The sequence below is a fragment of the Kluyvera genomosp. 3 genome (assembly GCF_011765685.1).
Lineage (GTDB): Bacteria > Pseudomonadota > Gammaproteobacteria > Enterobacterales > Enterobacteriaceae > Kluyvera > Kluyvera georgiana_A.
The window spans coordinates 3,326,814-3,347,126 of the sequence record NZ_CP050321.1; the positions used below are offsets into that span (position 1 = coordinate 3,326,814).

16 protein-coding genes are annotated in these 20,313 nt (G+C 53.6%); 5 read left to right on the plus strand and 11 right to left on the minus strand.

What is annotated here, in order from left to right; all coding sequences use genetic code 11:
• Window positions 1-12: 12 nt before the first annotated feature.
• From lpxK to GY169_RS15720, 10 genes are all read right to left on the minus strand, one after another.
• The gene (gene lpxK, locus GY169_RS15675) at window positions 13-993 is read right to left on the minus strand and encodes a tetraacyldisaccharide 4'-kinase (RefSeq protein ID WP_167576291.1); all 981 of its coding nucleotides are present in this window, start codon (window positions 991-993) and stop codon (window positions 13-15) included.
• The gene (gene msbA, locus GY169_RS15680; RefSeq protein WP_163448511.1) at window positions 990-2,738 is read right to left on the minus strand and encodes a lipid A ABC transporter ATP-binding protein/permease MsbA; all 1,749 of its coding nucleotides are present in this window, start codon (window positions 2,736-2,738) and stop codon (window positions 990-992) included. The genes lpxK and msbA overlap by 4 nt, the downstream gene beginning before the upstream one ends.
• A 36-nt stretch (window positions 2,739-2,774) precedes the next feature.
• On the minus strand, window positions 2,775-5,036 hold the full coding sequence (locus GY169_RS15685) for a ComEC family protein (protein ID WP_167576292.1): 2,262 nt from the start codon (window positions 5,034-5,036) through the stop codon (window positions 2,775-2,777).
• Between the two features lie 214 nt (window positions 5,037-5,250).
• On the minus strand, window positions 5,251-5,535 hold the full coding sequence (gene ihfB / locus GY169_RS15690; protein ID WP_015965094.1) for an integration host factor subunit beta: 285 nt from the start codon (window positions 5,533-5,535) through the stop codon (window positions 5,251-5,253).
• 152 nt (window positions 5,536-5,687) lie between these two features.
• The gene (gene rpsA / locus GY169_RS15695) at window positions 5,688-7,361 is read right to left on the minus strand and encodes a 30S ribosomal protein S1 (RefSeq protein WP_064548795.1); all 1,674 of its coding nucleotides are present in this window, start codon (window positions 7,359-7,361) and stop codon (window positions 5,688-5,690) included.
• A 112-nt stretch (window positions 7,362-7,473) separates the two neighbouring features.
• On the minus strand, window positions 7,474-8,157 hold the full coding sequence (gene cmk, locus GY169_RS15700) for a (d)CMP kinase (RefSeq protein WP_064548793.1): 684 nt from the start codon (window positions 8,155-8,157) through the stop codon (window positions 7,474-7,476).
• 170 nt (window positions 8,158-8,327) lie between these two features.
• Window positions 8,328-9,095, minus strand: a complete 768-nt coding sequence (locus tag GY169_RS15705; protein WP_163448509.1) for a M48 family metallopeptidase — start codon at window positions 9,093-9,095, stop codon at window positions 8,328-8,330.
• A 136-nt stretch (window positions 9,096-9,231) separates the two neighbouring features.
• Window positions 9,232-10,515, minus strand: coding sequence for a 3-phosphoshikimate 1-carboxyvinyltransferase (gene aroA / locus GY169_RS15710; protein WP_167576293.1), 1,284 nt, complete (start codon window positions 10,513-10,515; stop codon window positions 9,232-9,234).
• Window positions 10,516-10,586: 71 nt separating this feature from the next.
• Window positions 10,587-11,675: a 3-phosphoserine/phosphohydroxythreonine transaminase gene (gene serC, locus GY169_RS15715; RefSeq protein ID WP_163448505.1), complete on the minus strand. Its 1,089-nt coding sequence runs from the start codon at window positions 11,673-11,675 to the stop codon at window positions 10,587-10,589.
• A 200-nt stretch (window positions 11,676-11,875) separates the two neighbouring features.
• Complete coding sequence (locus GY169_RS15720) at window positions 11,876-12,568, minus strand: DUF421 domain-containing protein (protein ID WP_163448503.1); 693 nt, start codon at window positions 12,566-12,568, stop codon at window positions 11,876-11,878.
• 129 nt (window positions 12,569-12,697) lie between these two features.
• Here GY169_RS15720 and ycaO point away from each other — a divergent pair, with 129 nt between their 5' ends.
• The 4 genes from ycaO (at window position 12,698) to pflA (ending at window position 19,008) form a co-directional block, all read left to right on the plus strand.
• On the plus strand, window positions 12,698-14,458 hold the full coding sequence (gene ycaO / locus GY169_RS15725; RefSeq protein ID WP_163448502.1) for a 30S ribosomal protein S12 methylthiotransferase accessory factor YcaO: 1,761 nt from the start codon (window positions 12,698-12,700) through the stop codon (window positions 14,456-14,458).
• A 406-nt stretch (window positions 14,459-14,864) separates the two neighbouring features.
• A complete protein-coding gene (gene focA / locus GY169_RS15730; RefSeq protein WP_064548778.1) occupies window positions 14,865-15,722 on the plus strand; it encodes a formate transporter FocA in 858 nt (285 codons plus the stop codon).
• Between the two features lie 56 nt (window positions 15,723-15,778).
• Window positions 15,779-18,061, plus strand: coding sequence for a formate C-acetyltransferase (gene pflB / locus GY169_RS15735; RefSeq protein WP_163447728.1), 2,283 nt, complete (start codon window positions 15,779-15,781; stop codon window positions 18,059-18,061).
• A 206-nt stretch (window positions 18,062-18,267) separates the two neighbouring features.
• Window positions 18,268-19,008 (plus strand): pyruvate formate lyase 1-activating protein, encoded by a 741-nt coding sequence (gene pflA / locus GY169_RS15740; RefSeq protein WP_064548773.1) that lies wholly within the window; start codon window positions 18,268-18,270, stop codon window positions 19,006-19,008.
• Between the two features lie 47 nt (window positions 19,009-19,055).
• Here pflA and GY169_RS15745 read toward each other — a convergent pair whose 3' ends face one another.
• Entirely contained in the window at window positions 19,056-19,904 is an 849-nt protein-coding gene (locus GY169_RS15745; RefSeq protein WP_167576294.1) for a MurR/RpiR family transcriptional regulator, read from the minus strand.
• Window positions 19,905-20,026: 122 nt separating this feature from the next.
• Here GY169_RS15745 and GY169_RS15750 point away from each other — a divergent pair, with 122 nt between their 5' ends.
• Window positions 20,027-20,302, plus strand: coding sequence for a PTS sugar transporter subunit IIB (locus tag GY169_RS15750; protein ID WP_163447730.1), 276 nt, complete (start codon window positions 20,027-20,029; stop codon window positions 20,300-20,302).
• The last annotated feature ends 11 nt before the right edge of the window (window positions 20,303-20,313 follow it).

The following is a 20,313-nucleotide window of genomic DNA, read 5'->3' on the forward strand; positions in this document are numbered from 1 at the left end:
TCGCCGACGCGGTTAGCGCCGTGCGAGGGTAATCAATTCCTGTAGCAGCGTCTGCGCGCGATCGCCGGAAAGCACGGCGTCCACCGGCAGATACCACCAGTTTTTCTGCGCGAAGCGGCGACATTTCACCGCATCTTTTTCGGTCATGATCAGCATCTGTCCTGGCGCGACCAGCGCCTGCACATCCGCTTCACTCAGCGCCTGGTGATCGGCCAGCGCCACCGTTCGTACCGGTTGCAGGCCGCAATCATTCAGGGTGGCAAAAAAGCGCGGCGGGTGACCAATACCGGCCATCGCCACCACGTTTTGTAGTGTGGAAACAGGCTGCCGCTCACCAGTCAGCAGATTGACGGCATCGCCGGGACGTAACGTCATCGGAATTTCGCCCGGCAGCGCTTCGCCACCGTTGACGATCCGCGCATCGACCGTATCCAGACGTGAAGCGCGTTCACGCATCGGGCCAGCCGGTAACCACCAGCCATTACCAAAGCGGCGCACACCGTCGATCACCACGATCTCTTTATCGCGTGCCAGCCGGTAGTGCTGCAAACCGTCATCGGTGACGATCATTTGCAGATCGTGAGCCGCCAGCAGCGCTTTCACCGCATCAACCCGCACCGGCGAAACCGCCACGGGCGCGCCGGTGCGCTGATAAATCAGCACCGGTTCATCTCCGGCCTGCGCGGTAGTGGTATCGGCATTCAGCAGCAGAGGATAGCTGTCCGCTTTGCCACCGTAGCCACGAGAGACCACGCCAACGCGTACTCCCTGACGCTGAAGCTGTTCCACCAGCCAGATAACCACTGGCGTTTTACCATTGCCGCCCGCCGTCAGGTTACCCACAACCACAACCGGGCATGGCGCACGCCAGGACTTCTTCAGGCCGAGTTGATAACACAGACGAATCACGCCGCTCACCAGGCCGTACAGCCAGGAGAGCGGCAGCAGCAGCCGCCACAGCGGCGATTCGCCGGACCAGATCTTCGCTATCATTCGCCAAACTGCATTTTATGCAGCTGTGCGTAGACGCCGCGCTGTTCGAGCAGATCGCGATGGCTGCCGCGCTCAACGATACGTCCGTCTTCGACCACAATGATTTCGTCAGCCTGCTCGATAGTGGACAGACGGTGCGCAATCACCAGCGAGGTGCGGTTTTTCTGCAGTTCGTCCAGCGCCGCCTGAATCGCACGTTCAGATTCGGTATCCAGCGCCGAGGTGGCTTCATCCAGAATCAGGATTGGGCTGTTACGCAGCAGCGCGCGGGCGATGGCAATACGCTGGCGCTGGCCGCCGGAAAGTAGAACGCCGTTTTCACCGATTACCGTATCGAGACCGTTATCCATTTTGTTGATGAAGTCCATCGCGTAGGCCATCCGCGCCGCCTCTTCAACCTGCTCGCGGCTGAACTCGTCGGTGCGCGCATAGGCGATGTTGTTGGCTACCGTGTCGTTAAACAGATGCACGTTCTGCGAAACCAGTGCGACCTGATTACGCAGCGATGCCAGCTTGTACTCGCGCAGGTCATGCCCGTCGAGCAGGATTTCACCTTCATCGATATCGTAGAAGCGGGTCAGCAGGCTGGCGATAGTGGATTTACCCGAACCGGAACGCCCCACCAACGCCACCGTTTTCCCTTCCGGAATCGACAGGTTGATGTTTTGCAGCGCCGGGGTTTCGCGGCCAGGATAGGTGAAGGTAACGTTACGGAATTCAACGCTGCCTTTGGCGCGTTCGATATCCAGTTTACCTTCGTCTTTTTCCTGCTCGCTATCCAGAATGGCAAACAGTGTCTGACAGGCTGCCATCCCGCGCTGGAACTGCGCGTTGACGTTAGTTAACGATTTCAGCGGACGCATCAACGCAATCATGGACGAGAAGACCACGGTAATGGTACCGGCAGTCAACGTTTCCATGACGCTTGGGAAGCTGGCGGCATACAGGACAAATGCCAGCGCCAGAGAGGCAATCAGCTGGATGATTGGGTCAGAGATAGACGACGCGGAGACCAGCTTCATCCCCTGCAGACGCATCTTGTTGCTGACCTTATCAAAACGCTTAGTTTCCACTTCCTGGCCACCGAACATCAGCACTTCTTTATGCCCTTTTAGCATCTGTTCTGCGCTGGTGGTCACCTGCCCCATGGTGTTCTGCATGTTTTTACTGATGCTACGGAAGCGTTTAGACACCACGCGGATCGCCATCGACACGATAGGCGCCAACACAATCAGAATCACCGACAGCTGCCAGCTGTAGTAAAACATCATGATGAACAGGCCGATGATGGAAGCCCCTTCACGCACCACGGTAATCAACGCGCTGGAAGAGGACGATGCCACCTGCTCAGAGTCATAGGTGATGCGCGACAGCAGCGTCCCGGTGGACTGCTTATCGAAGAAGGAGACCGGCATCCCCATCATGTGGCTGAACAGCCGACGACGCATGGTCATCACGACCTTGCCGGAAACCCAGGAAATACAGTAGCTAGAGATATAGCTCGTGATCCCACGCAGGATCATCAGGCCAATCACGACCAGCGGCATCCACAGCAGCACTGAGCGGTCTGTTTTACCAAAACCATCATCCAGTAACGGTTTAAGAAGCGATAGCATAAAAGTATCGCTGGCTGCGTTAAGGATTAACGCCACGCCCGCCACGATCAGCCCTGCTTTAAACGGCGCAATAGTTGGCCAGAGTCGGCGGAAGGTCTGCCACGTGGAGAGATCTTTGTCGTTCTGCATTCAAAAAACCAGCTTGTGTTGAAATAGCCGCATATTCTACCCGTTATCGCGAGCCTCGCCAAACCACTGATGATACCAACGAGGTAAAAGTTGATCTCGTAAGCCTTCAATCTTCCAGCCATTGGCACTAAAAGTGAGTGTAATTTGCCCCTGATGCGGTGTATCGAACCAGGCGTACTGTCGTTGAAGATAGCGCGTCCTGACCTTTGCTGAAGGCAGGTGCCATGCGTTATAGCGGGATGCGGAAGCCAGTGCGGCTGCACCGCCCACCCGTTGAATCAGCGCCATCCCCGAGGACGTCGAGCTACCGTGATGTGGGACCTGGATAATTGTAGACGCAAATGGCCGCCAGAAACGGCTAATCATGGCCATTTCTGCCGATAATTCAATATCTCCCGTCAGCAGGATACTGTTTTTGCCATCATCAACCCTCACGACACAGGAGCCGTTATTGCCCTTCGGAGCCTTCCCCGGCAGCGGCCAGAGCGCACGAAAGGTTAACCCCTGCCACTGCCAGGATTCCCCGCGCGCGCAGGGTTGATGACCGGCCCAGCCCAGAGGACTTCTGACCCACATTTCCGTCCAGGTTTGCTGTAGCGAACGCAGACCGCCGCGATGATCCAGATGATCGTGGCTCAGAATAATGCCCTGAGGCGTAAGTCCGTGCCAGCGTAACCATGGCGCAATCAGCTGTTCACCGCTGTCACCCTCCGGCCAGGCTAACCCGGTATCGTAGAGCAACGCTTTGCCCCCTCGCGAAATCACCATCGCTAACCCCTGCCCGACATCAAGCATGGTAACCTGCCACTGGTTTTCAGGCGTTTTACGCCACAGTGGGAAGGCCAGCAGTATGCTTAACGACAACCAAAGCGCCGGAAAGCGCAACCAGCCATGCAAGCGCCAGAGAATCAACGCTCCCCACGGCAGCAGGGAAAGTCCCAGCCATGCGCTGCCAATGTACCACCATCCGGTTGGCAGCAGGCGCAAGTAAGCAAACACCAGCGCCAGCACCCGGTCGGCGCCGTACCATGCCATTGTTTCCAGCGTCATTGGGCCGCACAGATGCAGGAACATCGCCAACAGAATCAGCGGAACAGCCATAAATGTCACCACCGGCACCGCAACCAGATTCGCCAACAGCGAGGTTAGGCTGATACCGTGAAACAACATGATTTGCAGCGGTGTTAACAGCAGCATCAAGCCAAGCTGAAGATGGATCAGGCTCGCGAGCGGGCGAAGCCATCGTGGATATTCCCACGCGGGCAACGGTAGCCACTGATACCAGAAAATGAGCGCGCCAACCGCAACTGCCGACAACCACAGACTATCGGACAGCACCGCCAGTGGGTCGAGAAACAGGATGGTTGCCAGACAGCAAAGCCACACTTCCCAGCCAGCCCAGCGCCTGGCGTGTAAACGGAGCAGACAGCAGACGGCGGCTGCCACCACCGTGCGCATCGCGGGCGGCTGCATTCCCGTCAGCGCCGCGTAAGCAAATCCACTCGCCAGTGACACCAGGAGCGGCAAACGCCAGTTAATCAGCCAGACGGGAAGGAAAAACTGCACGGCGCGCACCAACAGCCAGCCCAGTGAAGCGCCAAGCGCAATATGAAGCCCGGAAATCGCCATCAGGTGTGAAGTCCCGGTTTGCTGCATTAGCGATTTAATCTCCGGCGCCACCGAGAGCCTCTCCCCCATTCCAAGCGCCAGCATGACGTCACGCCAGGGATAGGCCGCGAGGGTTGTTTGCAGCGATGTCAGGTAGCGAGCGCGGAGGCTACAGGTATTGTGCAACAATTCCGCAGCGATCGCTCGCCCCGTCAAAGCACGGTGTTGTGAAAACGCGTAACGCTGGGAATCGAAGCCCCCTGAGTTTAGCTGCCCGTGAACGGCGCGCGCACGAATCGTCATTCGCCAACGCTGACCAACGCACGGCGGCTGCGGCAGATAGCTACCGTAGAGGGTAATCGCGGTGCCGGGGAACAGGCGCTGACCTTCCAGCCGGGTAATCATGCCCTGATGTGTCGTTTGTCCGTCAGTCTGCGTTATCGTCAACTCAACCTGACGATTCTTTCCCGGCAGCGTCAGTGCAGGCCACTGCACCTGCCACGCTGCCAGAACGCCCCAACAGAACATAAGCCCCACCAACGAAGCGGAGCGCCCCAACCGTCCACACGCGCTGAGAATAATCAGCGCGACAATGGCAAGCTTAATACACCAAAGCGCGGGCAGTTCTGGCAGCACACTCAGCGGTAAGATTCCAGCCAGCACATAGCCAGCCAGCTGCGGCAAACGCATTGACACCTCCTTGTTATCAGGAGTGTCGCGTAGGATAAAACGATTGTCGTGAGCGGTTTTTCAAACTTGCGTGGTGGTGTCAGATGAATATTCGTTGCGTGCAGGCATTGCGAAAAAAACGCGAGAGTGATTCCAGAGTGAGCATCTCAAAACGAAAAAAGCACCCGCAGGTGCTTTTCTCTCAACCAAGTTACCGCCGGTTAGCGGTCAAAACTCAATCGTAAATATTGGCGCGGTCGCGCAGTTCTTTACCCGGCTTGAAGTGCGGCACATATTTGCCTTCCAGTTCCACTTTGTCGCCAGTTTTCGGGTTACGCCCGGTACGTGGTGCTCGATAGTGCAGAGAGAAGCTGCCGAAACCGCGGATTTCAATGCGCTCGCCCTGGGCCAGGGTTGAGGCCATATGCTCCAGCATCTCTTTTACCGCATCTTCCACTGCTTTGGCAGGGATATGAGATTGCTGGCTGGCAAGTCTTTCAATCAATTCTGACTTGGTCATGATTCCTCCGGTTTCCTTTCAAGGAAAATTAGCTAACAGCTTATTAAACAAGGGCGGCCGTAGCCGCCCTTTGTGCTAGATTACAGGCCGAAACCTGCAATCTGTCAAGTAAACTCATCACAATTCAGGTTGTTAAACCCGAATGAGCAAGATTACTCGCCTTTAGCTGCTTTGAATGCTTCAGCCATAGCGTTGGAGAAGTTGCCGTCTTCCTGTTTGTTGTTAACAGTAGCGATTGCATCTTTCTCGTCAGCTTCGTCTTTCGCACGAACAGACAGGCTAATTGCGCGGTTTTTGCGATCAACGCCGGTGAATTTAGCTTCAACGTCGTCGCCAACGCTCAGAACCAGAGTCGCATCTTCAACGCGGTCACGGGAAGCTTCAGAAGCGCGCAGGTAACCCTCAACGCCGTCAGCCAGTTCTACGGTTGCGCCTTTAGCGTCAACTGCAGTCACTTTACCGTTTACGATTGCGCCTTTCTTGTTCAGAGCAACCCAGTTGTTGAACGGATCTTCTGCGAGCTGTTTAACGCCCAGGGAGATACGCTCACGCTCTGCGTCAACCTGCAGAACAACTGCTGCGATTTCGTCGCCTTTTTTGTATTCACGAACTGCTTCTTCGCCTGCAACGTTCCAGGAGATGTCAGACAGGTGAACCAGGCCGTCGATGCCGCCGTCCAGGCCGATGAAGATACCGAAGTCAGTGATAGACTTGATTTTACCTTCAACGCGGTCGCCCTTGTTGTGGGTTTCTGCGAACTGCTGCCATGGGTTAGATTTGCACTGCTTCAGACCCAGGGAGATACGACGACGTTCTTCGTCGATATCCAGAACCATAACTTCCACTACGTCGCCAACGTTAACAACTTTGGACGGGTGGATGTTTTTGTTGGTCCAATCCATTTCGGAAACGTGAACCAGGCCTTCAACGCCTTCTTCGATTTCAACGAAGCAGCCGTAGTCGGTCAGGTTGGTCACGCGACCGGTCAGTTTGGTACCTTCCGGATAACGCTTAGCGATAGCTACCCATGGATCTTCGCCCAGCTGTTTCAGGCCCAGAGATACACGAGTACGCTCGCGGTCGAATTTCAGCACTTTAACGTTGATTTCGTCACCAACGTTCACGATTTCGCTCGGATGCTTAACGCGTTTCCAGGCCATATCGGTGATGTGCAGCAGGCCGTCAACGCCGCCCAGATCAACGAATGCACCGTAGTCAGTGAGGTTCTTAACGATACCTTTAACTTCCATGCCTTCCTGCAGGTTTTCCAGCAGCTGATCGCGCTCTGCGCTGTTTTCGGATTCGATAACGGCACGACGAGAAACAACAACGTTATTACGCTTCTGGTCCAGCTTGATTACTTTGAACTCAAGCTCTTTGCCTTCCAGGTGCAGAGTATCGCGCACCGGACGAACGTCTACCAGGGAACCCGGCAGGAACGCACGAATACCGTTCAGCTCAACAGTGAAGCCACCTTTAACTTTGCCGTTGATAACACCAACTACAGTTTCAGCTTCTTCGTAAGCTTTTTCCAGCGTGATCCAAGCTTCGTGACGTTTAGCTTTCTCACGGGACAGCAGGGTTTCACCGAAGCCGTCTTCTACTGCATCCAGAGCAACGTCAACTTCGTCACCAACCTGGATTTCCAGTTCGCCCTGGGCGTTTTTGAACTGCTCAGCCGGAATGGCAGACTCAGATTTCAGACCGGCGTCAACCAGTACTACGTCTTTGTCGATAGCAACAACAACACCACGAACGATGGAACCCGGGCGGGTTTCGATTTCTTTTAAGGATTCTTCAAACAGTTGAGCAAAAGATTCAGTCATGTTTAATCTTCAGGTTAATATTAACGTCCACCTGACACCTTGTCGGATGGGGTTGTTTCACATACCCGCTGTCAATCCTTTGCAACGGGGGTACTGCAAATTCGGTCGCGTCTTACGCGATTGCCAATTTCTGGCGCGCATAGTCTAACGCTTTTTCAATTACTTGCTCAATGCTTAAGGTGGTGGAATCCAACACTAAAGCATCGGCGGCAGGAACCAGCGGCGCAACGGCACGATTACGATCGCGGTCGTCTCGCTCCTTTATCTCTGCCAAAAGGCGCTCAAAGTTAACACTAAAGCCCTTTTCCTGCAACTGTAGCATGCGGCGTTGCGCACGTTCTTCCGATGAGGCATCGAGGAAGATTTTGACCGGGGCGTCCGGGAACACCACGGTGCCCATGTCGCGGCCGTCGGCAATCAGGCCCGGCGCTTCGCGGAAAGCGCGCTGACGACGCAGCAGCGCTTCACGCACGCGCGGGAAGGCAGCCACCTGTGAAGCGGCGTTAGCCACTTCCTGAGTGCGAATTTCGCCGCTAACATCTTCCCCTTCGAGGATAACTTCCAGCGCCCCATCAGTAGAGACAAAACGTACGTCCAGATGCGCCGCGAGCGGGACCAGTGCATCTTCCGAGTTCACATCAACATGGTGATGCAGCGCCGCAAGCGCCAGCACGCGATAAATAGCGCCAGAGTCCAGCAAATGCCATTGCAATGCTTCTGCCATCGCTTTGCACAGCGTGCCTTTACCTGCGCCGCTCGGACCGTCAATGGTAATTACCGGGGCAATTGCCGTCATCTCACTCTCCTTAATAAAAGGCATACATAACGTAAACGCCGCGCATTATACGCATCTCTGCGCCAGACGGTTACCTTTGTCTGCGAATTCCAGAATTAGCCCTATCAATAGCAGGAGAATAGACAAGTATAGCGGGCCGACGAGAGGCCGGCCCGGAAAGTGACAGTGATTTACTTTTTGTCCGCCGCGATGCGGTCGCGAATATGCTGCGCGCGTTCGGCTGAAGGCGGGTGAGAGTCAAACAACGATTTCGAGTGACCCGCGTCAAGCGTCGCCAGCTTATCGAAGCTGCCGACCAGACCCTGGGTACTGATGCCGCGTTTCTTCATCAGGTCGTAAGAGAAGTCATCGGCTTCTGATTCTTGCGAACGGGAGAACGCAGAGTTGATCATCCCTTCCGCCACATCGCCAAGCTGCGATTTCGACAGCTGAGCCGCCGTGCCGCTGGTGGCGGAAATAGCATCGCGAGCCGCAACGGTCGCATAGGCAGTTTGCATCGCCTTACGTGAGTGACCCAACGCTACGTGCCCCAGTTCATGCCCCAGAACGCCTTCCACTTCGTTGTCGGTCATCATGTCCATTAAGCCGCTGTAAACGCGAACGCAGCCGTTGGCCATCGCCCATGCGTTGACATCGGAGGTCATGTATACCTTGTAGTTTACCGCCGTGCCGTTGATGTTATTACCCAAGGCTTTGGCAATCTTATTCAAGCGCTTGGTGTATTTGCTGGACTGACTCGCCAGCTTGTTGTCGCCATCCATTTGCTCGCAGGCATCGTTGGAAAGGGCTTTAACCTCACCGTCCGACAGCGTCGCCGCTTTGTAGGCCGTCATCCCGGATCCTACCAGCGCATTGGTGTCGACACCCTGCATATTTTTACAACCCACAAGCAGCGTCGCGGAAACCGCCAGCGCCAGCATTACCTTTGCATTCTTCATATGAATCATCCATTGATTAATTATAATTAAATATCAATTAGTTATTTCAGAAAGAAGGGTAACACTGCTCGGTGTGGGCAAAAAAGTCCGAAAAAAAACGCCGGCGTCATGCCAGCGTTTTTACGATAACAAAGGATTAGGCCGGGGTACTAATACGCGCCAACTGCTCGAAATAGTCCGGGAACGTTTTCGCCGTGCATTTCGGGTCAAGAATAGTGACGGGCGTATCCGACAGCGCCACCAGCGAGAAACACATTGCCATACGGTGATCGTTATAGGTGCCGATTTCCGCAAAATTTAGCGTCGCGGGCGGTGTCACACGAATATAGTCTTCACCTTCTTCAACTTCAGCGCCCACTTTACGCAGTTCGGTCGCCATCGCGAACAGTCGGTCAGTCTCTTTCACACGCCAGTTATAGATGTTACGCAGCGTCGTCGTGCCTTTGGCAAACAGCGCCGCGGTGGCAATCGTCATCGCCGCGTCAGGGATATGGTTCATATCCATGTCAATTGCGTTCAGCTCGCCGTGGGTGCAGGCAATGTAGTCATCGCCCCAGGTGATGGTTGCGCCCATTTTCTCCAGCACGTCAGCAAAGCGAATATCGCCCTGTACGCTGTGGCGGCCGATACCGGTCACCTTCACGGTGCCACCTTTAATCGCCCCGGCCGCAAGGAAGTAAGAAGCTGAAGAGGCGTCGCCTTCTACCAGATATTGTCCAGGAGACACATATTGCTGATTACCGCTCACGACGAAGCGCTGGTAATTCTGGTTTTCAACTTCAACACCGAAGGTTTTCATCAGGTGCAAGGTGATATCAATATACGGTTTGGAGACCAGGTCACCCTTGATACTAATGGTGGTGTCCTGCGGCGCCAGCGGTGCGGTCATCAGCAGCGCGGTCAGGAACTGGCTGGAAACGCTGCCGTCAACCTCAACGTTACCGCCGTTAAAACCGCCCTTCAGTCGCAGCGGCGGGTAGTTTTCCTGCTCCAGATACTCAATCTGTGCGCCGCCCTGACGTAGGGCATCGACCAGGTGACCAATCGGACGCTCCTTCATGCGCGGTTCGCCGGTCAGCACAATATTGTTTGCGCCGAGGCACAGCGCGGCAGCCAGCGGACGCATGGCGGTGCCGGCATTACCCAGGAACAGTTCCAGCTCGCCGGGCGCCTGCAGCGGGCCGCCGTTGCCGGTCACTTCGCAGCGGGTACGATCGGCAGACAGGGTGTAGTGAATTCCCAGCGCTTTCAACGCGTTCAGCATGTGGCGAACATCATCGCTGTCCAGCAGGTTTGTCAGGACGGTGGTGCCACGTGCCAGCGCCGCCAGCAGCAGCGCACGGTTCGACACGCTTTTAGAACCAGGCAGATTAATCGTGCCATCTACGCGCGCGATAGGTTGTAACGTCAGGGATTCCATGAAACTCAACTCTCAAAAGCAGAAGTAAAAACCCCACAGACTGGTGCTGTGGGGATGAACAAAAAATAAAATTAACCGTGGCGACGTTCGAAGTCCTGCATGAACTCAGTTAACGCCTGTACGCCAGCCAGCGGCATAGCGTTATAGATAGATGCGCGCATCCCGCCCACGACGCGGTGGCCTTTCAGCGCATGCAGGCCGGCGGCAAAGGATTCCTCGAGGAACACTTTGTCCAGCGCGCTGTCGGCTAGCTGGAACGGCACGTTCATGCGTGAACGGTTGGCGCTGGCCACGTCGTTGCGATAGAAATCGCTGCTATCAATGGTGTTATACAGAAGATCGGCCTTCTGCTGATTGATGCTGTCCATGGCCGCAACGCCGCCCTGCTCTTTCAGCCATTTGAAGACCAGACCCGCCAGATACCAGGCGAAAGTCGGCGGCGTATTGAACATGGAGTCGTTGTCGTTCAGCACGGTGTAGTCGAGGATAGACGGGCAAGCCACGTGCGCTTTGCCCAGCAGATCTTCGCGCACGATGACCAGCGTTAAGCCCGCCGGGCCAATGTTTTTCTGCGCGCCTGCGTAAATCACGCCGTAACGGCTGACGTCAATCGGGCGAGAGAGAATGGTCGATGAAAAGTCAGCGGCAACGATCACGTCTTTACCAAAGTTCGGCGTCTCTTCAATCGCGATGCCGTCGATGGTTTCGTTCGGGCAGTAGTGCAGATAGGCCGCGTTATCGGAAAGCTGCCAGTCGCGCATCGGTTTAACCGCACGCTTGCCGTCGACGGTAATTTTCGCGTCGATAACATTCGGGGTGCAGTATTTTTTGGCTTCTTTTACCGCACTTGCCGCCCAGTAACCTGCATCGACGTAGTCGGCAGTGGTTTTGTCACCCAGAATGTTCAGCGGAACGCCGGCAAACTGACCGCGTCCGCCGCCGTGGCAGAACAGTACTTTGTAGTTGGAAGGGATATTAAGCAGGTCGCGGAAATCTTTTTCTGCTTCCTCTGCCACGTGGATAAACTCTTTACCACGATGGCTGACTTCCATTACCGACGTACCTAACCCGTTCCAGTCGCAAAGTTCTTTCTGCGCCAGTTTAAGAACTTCTGCCGGAAGCATCGCCGGACCTGAACTGAAATTAAAGACCTGAGCCATAACCCTCACCACATTGCAATGTTGTCTGACCGCATGCCTCGCGCGTCATCAACGCGTGGGCATAAGTTATTCCTGTGGCTATTGGTTTTATCATTCAGTGACACGCGCCGCAATGTCTAAAACTTTCTGCCGCCGAAATGCGCCGTTCATCACACAATAGATTCTGCCGTCTTGCCGGTACAAAACCGACAAAATCGCTGTCAGGCAATACGTTTCGCCCTGCTCACCTTCGTCCATGCCGGATTTGCGCAGCGCGGACATAATTGGCGTTCCCCCGCCTGTAGGCCGACAACATAGCTGCAACGGACGCACGCGTATTCTCCCGGCTCAGGCACCGCTTTAAATCGCTGGGTCAGGCTATCGGGTAAGATACACAGGCCAGGTTTTACCTCATCGTCGGGATAAAAAAACACGCTAATCTGGCCGTCGGTTTCCATAATCGCCAGGCGGACCTGCCCAAGTTGCTCAATGCTGTTAAGACGCAGCGCCATAAAAAAATCCAGCTCCGTCAGATTCGCTCGCCGCACGTTCTCCCAGGCCAGTTGGCCTTCTTTCACGATGACAATCGCTTTGCCTTCGAGTAGATCCTGCACTTTCTCGCTTTTCGACATCAGCCACATCGCCAGCCGATACAACAGCGCGAGAGTGACAAAAACGGCAAATACCGGTACCAGCGGGACATCATCATAAAACGCCACGTCTCCCGCCGCCGACCCCAACGTCAGGATAATCAGCACTTCAAAGAGCGACATCTGGCGAACGCCGCGGCGCCCGGTAATTTTGAGAAACAAGAAAACCAATACGAAAGTAAAGAGGCACCTTAGCGCCACTTCACCTAAAAATTCAGGGGGAGCTTTATCAAATGCCATCCGTTGAAGATCAAATGCTTTCATTTTTTTCGACGCCTTAACAGTAGGTTATCGTCAGTAAGCATAGCTGCCCCTTTTATTTTCGCCGAAGATAGCACCCGTCACGCAAAACCCGTATCATTGCGCGCTTTCCGTACGACAAAAGAGATTGCTATGACGCAAACCTATATTCCCGGCAAAGATGCCGCACTGGAAGATTCCATCGCTCGCTTCCAGCAAAAGCTGCTCGATCTGGGCTTCGATATTGAAGAAGCCTCCTGGCTGAACCCGGTTCCTAACGTCTGGTCGGTGCATATTCGTGATAAGGCATGCTCTCTGTGCTTTACCAACGGCAAAGGCGCGACCAAAAAGGCGGCGCTGGCTTCCGCGCTGGGCGAGTACTTCGAACGTCTGTCAACCAACTATTTCTTCGCCGACTTCTGGCTGGGCGACAAAATCGCCAACGATCCGTTCGTTCACTACCCGAACGAAAAATGGTTCCCACTGACCGATGATGATGAAGTACCGGAAGGCCTGCTCGACGCGCGTCTGCGTGCGTTCTACGATCCTGACGATCAACTGACCGCCAGCATGCTGGTCGATCTGCAGTCCGGCAACGACGATCGCGGCGTGTGCGGCCTGCCGTTTACCCGTCAGTCCGACGGTGAAACCATTTATATCCCGATGAACATCGTCGCGAACCTGTACGTTTCCAACGGCATGTCGGCGGGCAACACCCGTAACGAAGCCCGCGTTCAGGGTCTGTCGGAGGTGTTCGAACGCCACGTGAAAAACCGCATCATTGCGGAAAGTATCAGCCTGCCGGAGATCCCGGCCGAGGTGCTGGCGCGCTATCCGGGTGTGGTGGAATCCATCAAAACGCTGGAAGCGGAAGGTTTCCCGATCTTCGCTTACGACGGTTCATTGGGCGGTAAATATCCGGTTATCTGCGTGGTACTGTTCAACCCAGCCAACGGAACCTGCTTTGCCTCCTTCGGCGCTCATCCGGACTTTGGCGTCGCGCTGGAGCGTACGGTAACCGAGCTGCTACAGGGTCGTGGTCTGAAAGATCTCGACGTGTTCACGCCGCCCACCTTCGATGACGAAGAAGTGGCTGAGCATACCAACCTGGAAACCCACTTCATTGACTCCAGCGGTTTGATCTCCTGGGATATGTTCAAGCAGGACGCCGACTATCCGTTCGCCGACTGGAACTTCTCCGGCACAACCGAAGAAGAGTTCGCTACTCTGATGGCTATCTTCAAAGAAGAAGATAAAGAAGTGTACATCGCCGACTACGAGCACCTTGGCGTCTACGCGTGCCGCATCATCGTACCGGGCATGTCCGATATTTATCCGGCTGAAGATCTGTGGCTGGCAAACAACAATATGGGTAGCCATCTGCGCGAAACGATCCTCTCCCTGCCGGGCAGCCAGTGGGAGAAAGAAGAGTACCTGAATCTGATCGAGCAGCTCGACGATGAAGGGCTGGACGACTTTACCCGCGTGCGCGAACTGCTGGGTCTGGCGACCGGTCCAAACAACGGCTGGTACACCCTGCGTATTGGCGAACTGAAAGCCATGCTGGCACTGGCGGGCGGCGATCTTGAACAGGCGCTGATCTGGACCGAGTGGACCATGGAGTTCAACGCCTCGGTGTTCAGCGCAGAGCGCGCTAACTACTATCGCTGCCTACAAACGCTGCTGCTGCTGTCTCAGGAAGAAGAGCGCGAACCGCTGCAGTATCTGAACGCGTTTGTCCGTATGTACGGCGCCGATGCGGTGGAAGCCGCCAGCGCAGCGCTGAGCGGCGAAGAGGCATTCTATGGCCTACAGCCGGTTGACGGTTCTCTGGAGGCCTTCCCGGCCCATCAGTCGCTGTTACAGGCCTACGAGAAACTGCAGCGCGCAAAAGCCGCTTTCTGGGCGAAGTGATCGTTTCTCCATATAAATAGTAGGTTTAATCGACGACCTGGGCTATATTACGGGGCCACTTGCTGGCCCCTTTTTTATATTTCAACGTTTCGCTTCGTGATTCTGTGAAAATAAAGTTAAACATAAGTAAACACTATAATTAGTAGCTTACTTTTATTGTTAAATTTCACGATCATTACTCCATTTTAATTAACCAATAAAATGAAGGTAAAAGAAAAAATTCAACTGAATTTGCAAATCTTAAAATTTATTTTCACCTTATTATTCATATCGTTAGCAAGGGATTGTTGAAAAACCACGCGTTCTTCAGGCCTATTAGCCAGGTGAGATATGATCTACATCAAATTCTCATCTATAATGCTTTGTTAGTATCTCGTCGCCGATTAAATAAAAAGAGAGAGTTAGTGTGAAAGCTGACAACCCTTTTGATCTACTCCTTCCTGCCGCTATGGCCAAAGTTGCCGAAGAAGCAGGTGTCTATAAAGCAACCAAGCATCCGCTGAAAACCTTTTATCTGGCGATTACTGCGGGCGTCTTTATCTCGATTGCTTTTGTTTTTTACATTACCGCAACCACAGGTACAGCGGGCATGCCGTTCGGCATTGCTAAGCTGATTGGCGGTATCTGTTTCTCGCTTGGCTTAATTCTTTGCGTAATTTGTGGCGCTGACCTCTTTACATCGACCGTCCTAATCGTTGTGGCGAAAGCCAGCGGCCGAATCACCTGGGGTCAACTGGCAAAAAACTGGCTTAACGTCTATGTTGGTAACCTGATCGGCGCGCTGCTGTTCGTGTTGCTGATGTGGTTGTCCGGTGAATACATGACAGCCAACGGCGGATGGGGGCTAAACGTTCTGCAAACCGCTGACCACAAAATGCACCATACATTTATCGAAGCCGTTGCTCTCGGCATCCTGGCGAACCTGATGGTCTGCCTGGCAGTCTGGATGAGCTACTCTGGCCGCAGCCTGATGGATAAAGCCATGATTATGGTTTTACCGGTTGCCATGTTCGTCGCCAGCGGTTTTGAGCACAGTATCGCAAACATGTTTATGATCCCGATGGGTATCGTAATACGCAACTTTGCTAGCCCGGAATTCTGGACCGCTATCGGTTCGACTCCGGACAGTTTCTCTCACCTGACCGTGATGCACTTCATCACCGATAACCTGATTCCGGTAACCATCGGGAACATCATCGGCGGCGGTTTGCTGGTTGGGTTGACATACTGGGTCATTTACCTGCGTGGCGGCGACCGTCATTAATTGATGGTTGCTCCAGGCAGTAAATAAAAAGTCCACTTAAGATAGGTAGGTGTTACATGTCCGAACTTAATGAAAAGTTAGCCACAGCCTGGGAAGGTTTTGCGAAAGGTGACTGGCAGAATGAAGTAAACGTACGTGACTTCATCCAGAAAAACTACACTCCGTATGAGGGTGACGAGTCCTTCCTGGCTGGCGCAACTGACGCGACCACAGCACTGTGGGACAACGTTATGGAAGGCGTTAAACTGGAAAACCGCACTCACGCGCCAGTTGACTTTGACACCGCCGTAGCTTCCACCATCACTTCCCACGACGCTGGTTACATCAACAAAGCGCTGGAAAAAATTGTTGGTCTGCAGACTGAAGCTCCGCTGAAGCGTGCGCTTATCCCGTTCGGCGGCATCAAAATGATCGAAGGTTCCTGCAAAGCGTACAACCGCGAGCTGGATCCGACCATCAAAAAAATCTTCACCGAATACCGTAAAACCCACAACCAGGGCGTGTTCGACGTTTATACTCCGGACATCCTGCGCTGCCGTAAATCCGGTGTTCTGACCGGTCTGCCAGACGCATACGGCCGTGGCCGTATCATCGGTGACTATCGTCGTATCGCCGTTTACGGTATCGACTACCTGATGAAAGACAAATTCGCTCAGTTCTCCTCTCTCCAGTCTGATCTGGAAAACGGTGTGAACCTGGAAGCGACTATTCGTCTGCGTGAAGAAATCTCTGAACAGCACCGTGCGCTGGGTCAGATCAAAGAGATGGCTGCTAAATACGGCTACGACATCTCTGGTCCGGCTACCAACGCTCAGGAAGCTATCCAGTGGACTTACTTCGGCTACCTGGCCGCGGTTAAATCCCAGAACGGCGCTGCAATGTCCTTCGGTCGTACTTCCAGCTTCCTGGATATCTACATCGAACGTGACCTGAAAGCAGGCAAAATCACTGAACAAGAAGCTCAGGAAATGATTGACCACCTGGTCATGAAACTGCGTATGGTTCGCTTCCTGCGTACCCCTGAGTATGATGAACTGTTCTCCGGCGACCCGATTTGGGCAACTGAATCCGTCGGTGGTATGGGCGTTGACGGCCGTACCCTGGTCACCAAAAACAGCTTCCGTTTCCTGAACACCCTGTACACCATGGGTCCGTCTCCGGAACCGAACATCACCATCCTGTGGTCTGAAAAACTGCCGCTGGCGTTCAAAAAATTCGCCGCGAAAGTGTCCATCGATACCTCTTCTCTGCAGTACGAGAACGATGACCTGATGCGTCCGGACTTCAACAACGATGACTACGCTATCGCTTGCTGCGTAAGCCCAATGATCGTTGGTAAACAAATGCAGTTCTTCGGTGCGCGTGCAAACCTGGCGAAAACCATGCTGTACGCAATCAACGGCGGCGTTGATGAAAAACTGAAAATGCAGGTTGGCCCGAAATCTGAACCGATGAAAGGCGAATACCTGAACTACGATGAAGTTATCGACCGTATGGATCACTTCATGGATTGGCTGGCTAAACAGTACGTCACCGCGCTGAACGTCATCCACTACATGCACGACAAGTACAGCTACGAAGCTTCTCTGATGGCGCTGCACGACCGTGACGTTATCCGCACCATGGCTTGCGGTATCGCGGGTCTGTCCGTAGCGGCTGACTCCCTGTCTGCTATCAAATATGCGAAAGTTAAACCGATTCGTGACGAAGACGGTCTGGCTATCGACTTCGAAATCGAAGGCGAATACCCGCAGTTTGGTAACAACGACCCGCGCGTCGATGACATGGCGGTTGACCTGGTAGAACGTTTCATGAAGAAAATTCAGAAACTGACTACTTACCGTAACGCTATCCCGACTCAGTCTGTTCTGACCATCACCTCTAACGTGGTTTATGGTAAGAAAACCGGTAACACCCCAGACGGTCGTCGCGCTGGCGCGCCGTTCGGTCCAGGTGCTAACCCGATGCACGGCCGTGACCAGAAAGGTGCTGTTGCCTCTCTGACCTCCGTTGCTAAACTGCCGTTTGCTTACGCTAAAGATGGTATCTCTTACACCTTCTCTATCGTTCCGAACGCACTGGGTAAAGACGACGACGTTCGTAAAACCAACCTGGCAGGCCTGATGGATGGTTACTTCCACCACGAAGCGTCTATCGAAGGCGGTCAGCACCTGAACGTTAACGTTATGAACCGCGAAATGCTGCTCGACGCGATGGAAAACCCGGAAAAATATCCGCAGCTGACCATCCGCGTATCTGGCTACGCAGTACGTTTTAACTCCCTGACTAAAGAACAGCAGCAGGACGTTATCACCCGTACCTTCACTCAGTCCATGTAATGGATTTGACTGAAATCGCGATTTAAAAAGCGTACAATAAAGGCTCCACGTCAGTGGGGCCTTTCTTATAAGTGCTCTACGCTCTCCGAGCCTATTTTGCCTGCTAACTTCTATAATCAGGTTAACAAGCAAAATAAACTCAAGACGGCCTGAAATCATGATCGTCACCCTGCCGGACGCAGGGAAGAACTGGAGATAACACTGCAATGTCTGTAACTGGTCGCATTCACTCCTTTGAATCCTGTGGCACCGTTGATGGCCCGGGCATCCGCTTTATTACCTTCTTCCAGGGCTGCCTGATGCGCTGCCTGTACTGCCATAACCGTGATACATGGGACACGCACGGTGGCAAAGAGATCACCGTTGAAGAACTGATGAAAGAAGTGGTCACCTATCGCCACTTTATGAACGCGTCTGGCGGCGGCGTTACCGCGTCCGGCGGCGAGGCCATTCTGCAAGCCGAGTTCGTGCGCGACTGGTTCCGCGCCTGTAAGCAGGAAGGCATTCACACCTGTCTCGACACCAACGGTTTTGTGCGCCGCTACGATCCAGTGATTGATGAACTGCTGGAAGTGACCGATCTGGTGATGCTCGACCTTAAACAGATGAACGACGACATTCACCAGAACCTGGTCGGCGTATCTAACCACCGTACGCTGGAGTTCGCACAATACCTGTCGAAGAAAGACATCAATGTCTGGATCCGCTACGTGGTGGTGCCGGGCTGGTCCGATGATGACGATTCCGCGCATCGCTTGGGTGAATTTACCCGCGATATGGGCAACGTTGAGAAAATCGAACTGCTGCCGTACCACGAGCTGGGTAAACATAAATGGGTGGCGATGGGCGAAGAGTACAAGCTCGACGGCGTGAAGCCGCCGAAGAAAGAGACCATGGAGCGCGTGAAGGGCATTCTTGAGCAGTATGGTCACAAAGTGATGTACTAAACACCAATAGCTTACCCGGCGGCGCAAACGTCGCCGGGATATCTTCCCTACGACATAAAATATTCCGACAGCTTGTTGGTTACGCTCTCAATCGAGAAAATACGCTTCTGATGCGCTTTCCGGCACTGGCTATAGCGTTCATCCTGCCCCTCCAGCGCACTTAAAATACGATCGGCGACCATCATAGCGCCCGCAATTTCGGCAAAGCCAGATTCCCCCTCGCCTTGCAGGGCGACGGCAGCCTGCAGGTTCCAGTCCGACAGTCGATTTAACGGCGCGAACGATCCCCGAGTCAGCGAGGCAATTTTAATCCCCTGTTCCTTTGCCAACGCCAGCGCCTGCATCATATCAGTCGATGTCTGCTCGGTATGGACAACGATAATTCCCGTCTTCTCGCAGTCGGCCAGCGGTGAGATGGCCGAAGGATAGGAGCGATCGATAAAGTTGGCGCTCTTCCCCATTTGCACCAACTTCATCTGTAAAAACTGGGCGACCGGTACGGCACTCCCCACCGCATAAATGGCAATATATGTGAGCTGATTTAGCCACACCGCAATCGACTGCAATTCAATGCTATCAACGATAGCGTTGCTGTCACGGATACTGGCCATCACTGCGGAAGTTTCATCATCTGGCTCACCTTCTGAACGCGCCGCGCCGCGCTCCAGCGCCAATGCCGTTCTGAAGTCTGAGAACCCTTTAAAGCCAAAAGCCCGACAAAATCGCGTAATGCTGCCTTCGCTGGTATCAATCGAATCAGCAAGCTCAGAAATCGTGTGTCTCATCACGAAATCAGGATTTTCCGTGATAAAACGCCCTACTTTTTCCAGAATGGGACTTAACCCTGAAGCCTCATTTCTTATGTTTATCAATAAGTTGTTATCTATCTGGCTCATTTTTCGCCTTTTTTGCATGAAATGCAAATTCAGTCACATTCTTCGGTTTGTTTTTCGATAATTATTTTTATCACAAAACGTTAAATAAAAATAATTATTTTCACAAAACAGGAGAACGTCTCATGAAAGGTCTTATCGTCTGTCGTACCGGTATGGGCAGCTCGTTGATGCTCAAAATAAAAGCCCAGAAAATCATCGATAAAAACGGTTGGGACATCGATCTTGAACACGATGTACTGTCCGGCCTTGCTACATGGCAAGGCATTGATTTTGTTATCACAATGCGCGATCTCACTGATGAAATTGAAGCGGCCGGGTTCCGAGCTATCGGCATCACCGATTTGATGAACAGCGAAGAGATGGAATCCGCGCTCATCAGCGTCGTTCAGAACAACTAACCTCTCGGGGG

What these genes read in the sequence shown, in the direction of transcription:
- serC (WP_163448505.1), bottom strand. Translation starts at nt 11,675, where the DNA reads ATGGCTCAGGTCTTTAATTTCAGTTCAGGTCCGGCGATGCTTCCGGCA.
- GY169_RS15745 (WP_167576294.1), bottom strand. Translation starts at nt 19,904, where the DNA reads ATGAGCCAGATAGATAACAACTTATTGATAAACATAAGAAATGAGGCT.
- aroA (WP_167576293.1), bottom strand. Translation starts at nt 10,515, where the DNA reads ATGGAATCCCTGACGTTACAACCTATCGCGCGCGTAGATGGCACGATT.
- GY169_RS15750 (WP_163447730.1), top strand. Translation starts at nt 20,027, where the DNA reads ATGAAAGGTCTTATCGTCTGTCGTACCGGTATGGGCAGCTCGTTGATG.
- msbA (WP_163448511.1), bottom strand. Translation starts at nt 2,738, where the DNA reads ATGCAGAACGACAAAGATCTCTCCACGTGGCAGACCTTCCGCCGACTC.
- GY169_RS15720 (WP_163448503.1), bottom strand. Translation starts at nt 12,568, where the DNA reads ATGAAAGCATTTGATCTTCAACGGATGGCATTTGATAAAGCTCCCCCT.
- GY169_RS15685 (WP_167576292.1), bottom strand. Translation starts at nt 5,036, where the DNA reads ATGCGTTTGCCGCAGCTGGCTGGCTATGTGCTGGCTGGAATCTTACCG.
- rpsA (WP_064548795.1), bottom strand. Translation starts at nt 7,361, where the DNA reads ATGACTGAATCTTTTGCTCAACTGTTTGAAGAATCCTTAAAAGAAATC.
- ycaO (WP_163448502.1), top strand. Translation starts at nt 12,698, where the DNA reads ATGACGCAAACCTATATTCCCGGCAAAGATGCCGCACTGGAAGATTCC.
- cmk (WP_064548793.1), bottom strand. Translation starts at nt 8,157, where the DNA reads ATGACGGCAATTGCCCCGGTAATTACCATTGACGGTCCGAGCGGCGCA.
- ihfB (WP_015965094.1), bottom strand. Translation starts at nt 5,535, where the DNA reads ATGACCAAGTCAGAATTGATTGAAAGACTTGCCAGCCAGCAATCTCAT.
- lpxK (WP_167576291.1), bottom strand. Translation starts at nt 993, where the DNA reads ATGATAGCGAAGATCTGGTCCGGCGAATCGCCGCTGTGGCGGCTGCTG.
- pflA (WP_064548773.1), top strand. Translation starts at nt 18,268, where the DNA reads ATGTCTGTAACTGGTCGCATTCACTCCTTTGAATCCTGTGGCACCGTT.
- pflB (WP_163447728.1), top strand. Translation starts at nt 15,779, where the DNA reads ATGTCCGAACTTAATGAAAAGTTAGCCACAGCCTGGGAAGGTTTTGCG.
- GY169_RS15705 (WP_163448509.1), bottom strand. Translation starts at nt 9,095, where the DNA reads ATGAAGAATGCAAAGGTAATGCTGGCGCTGGCGGTTTCCGCGACGCTG.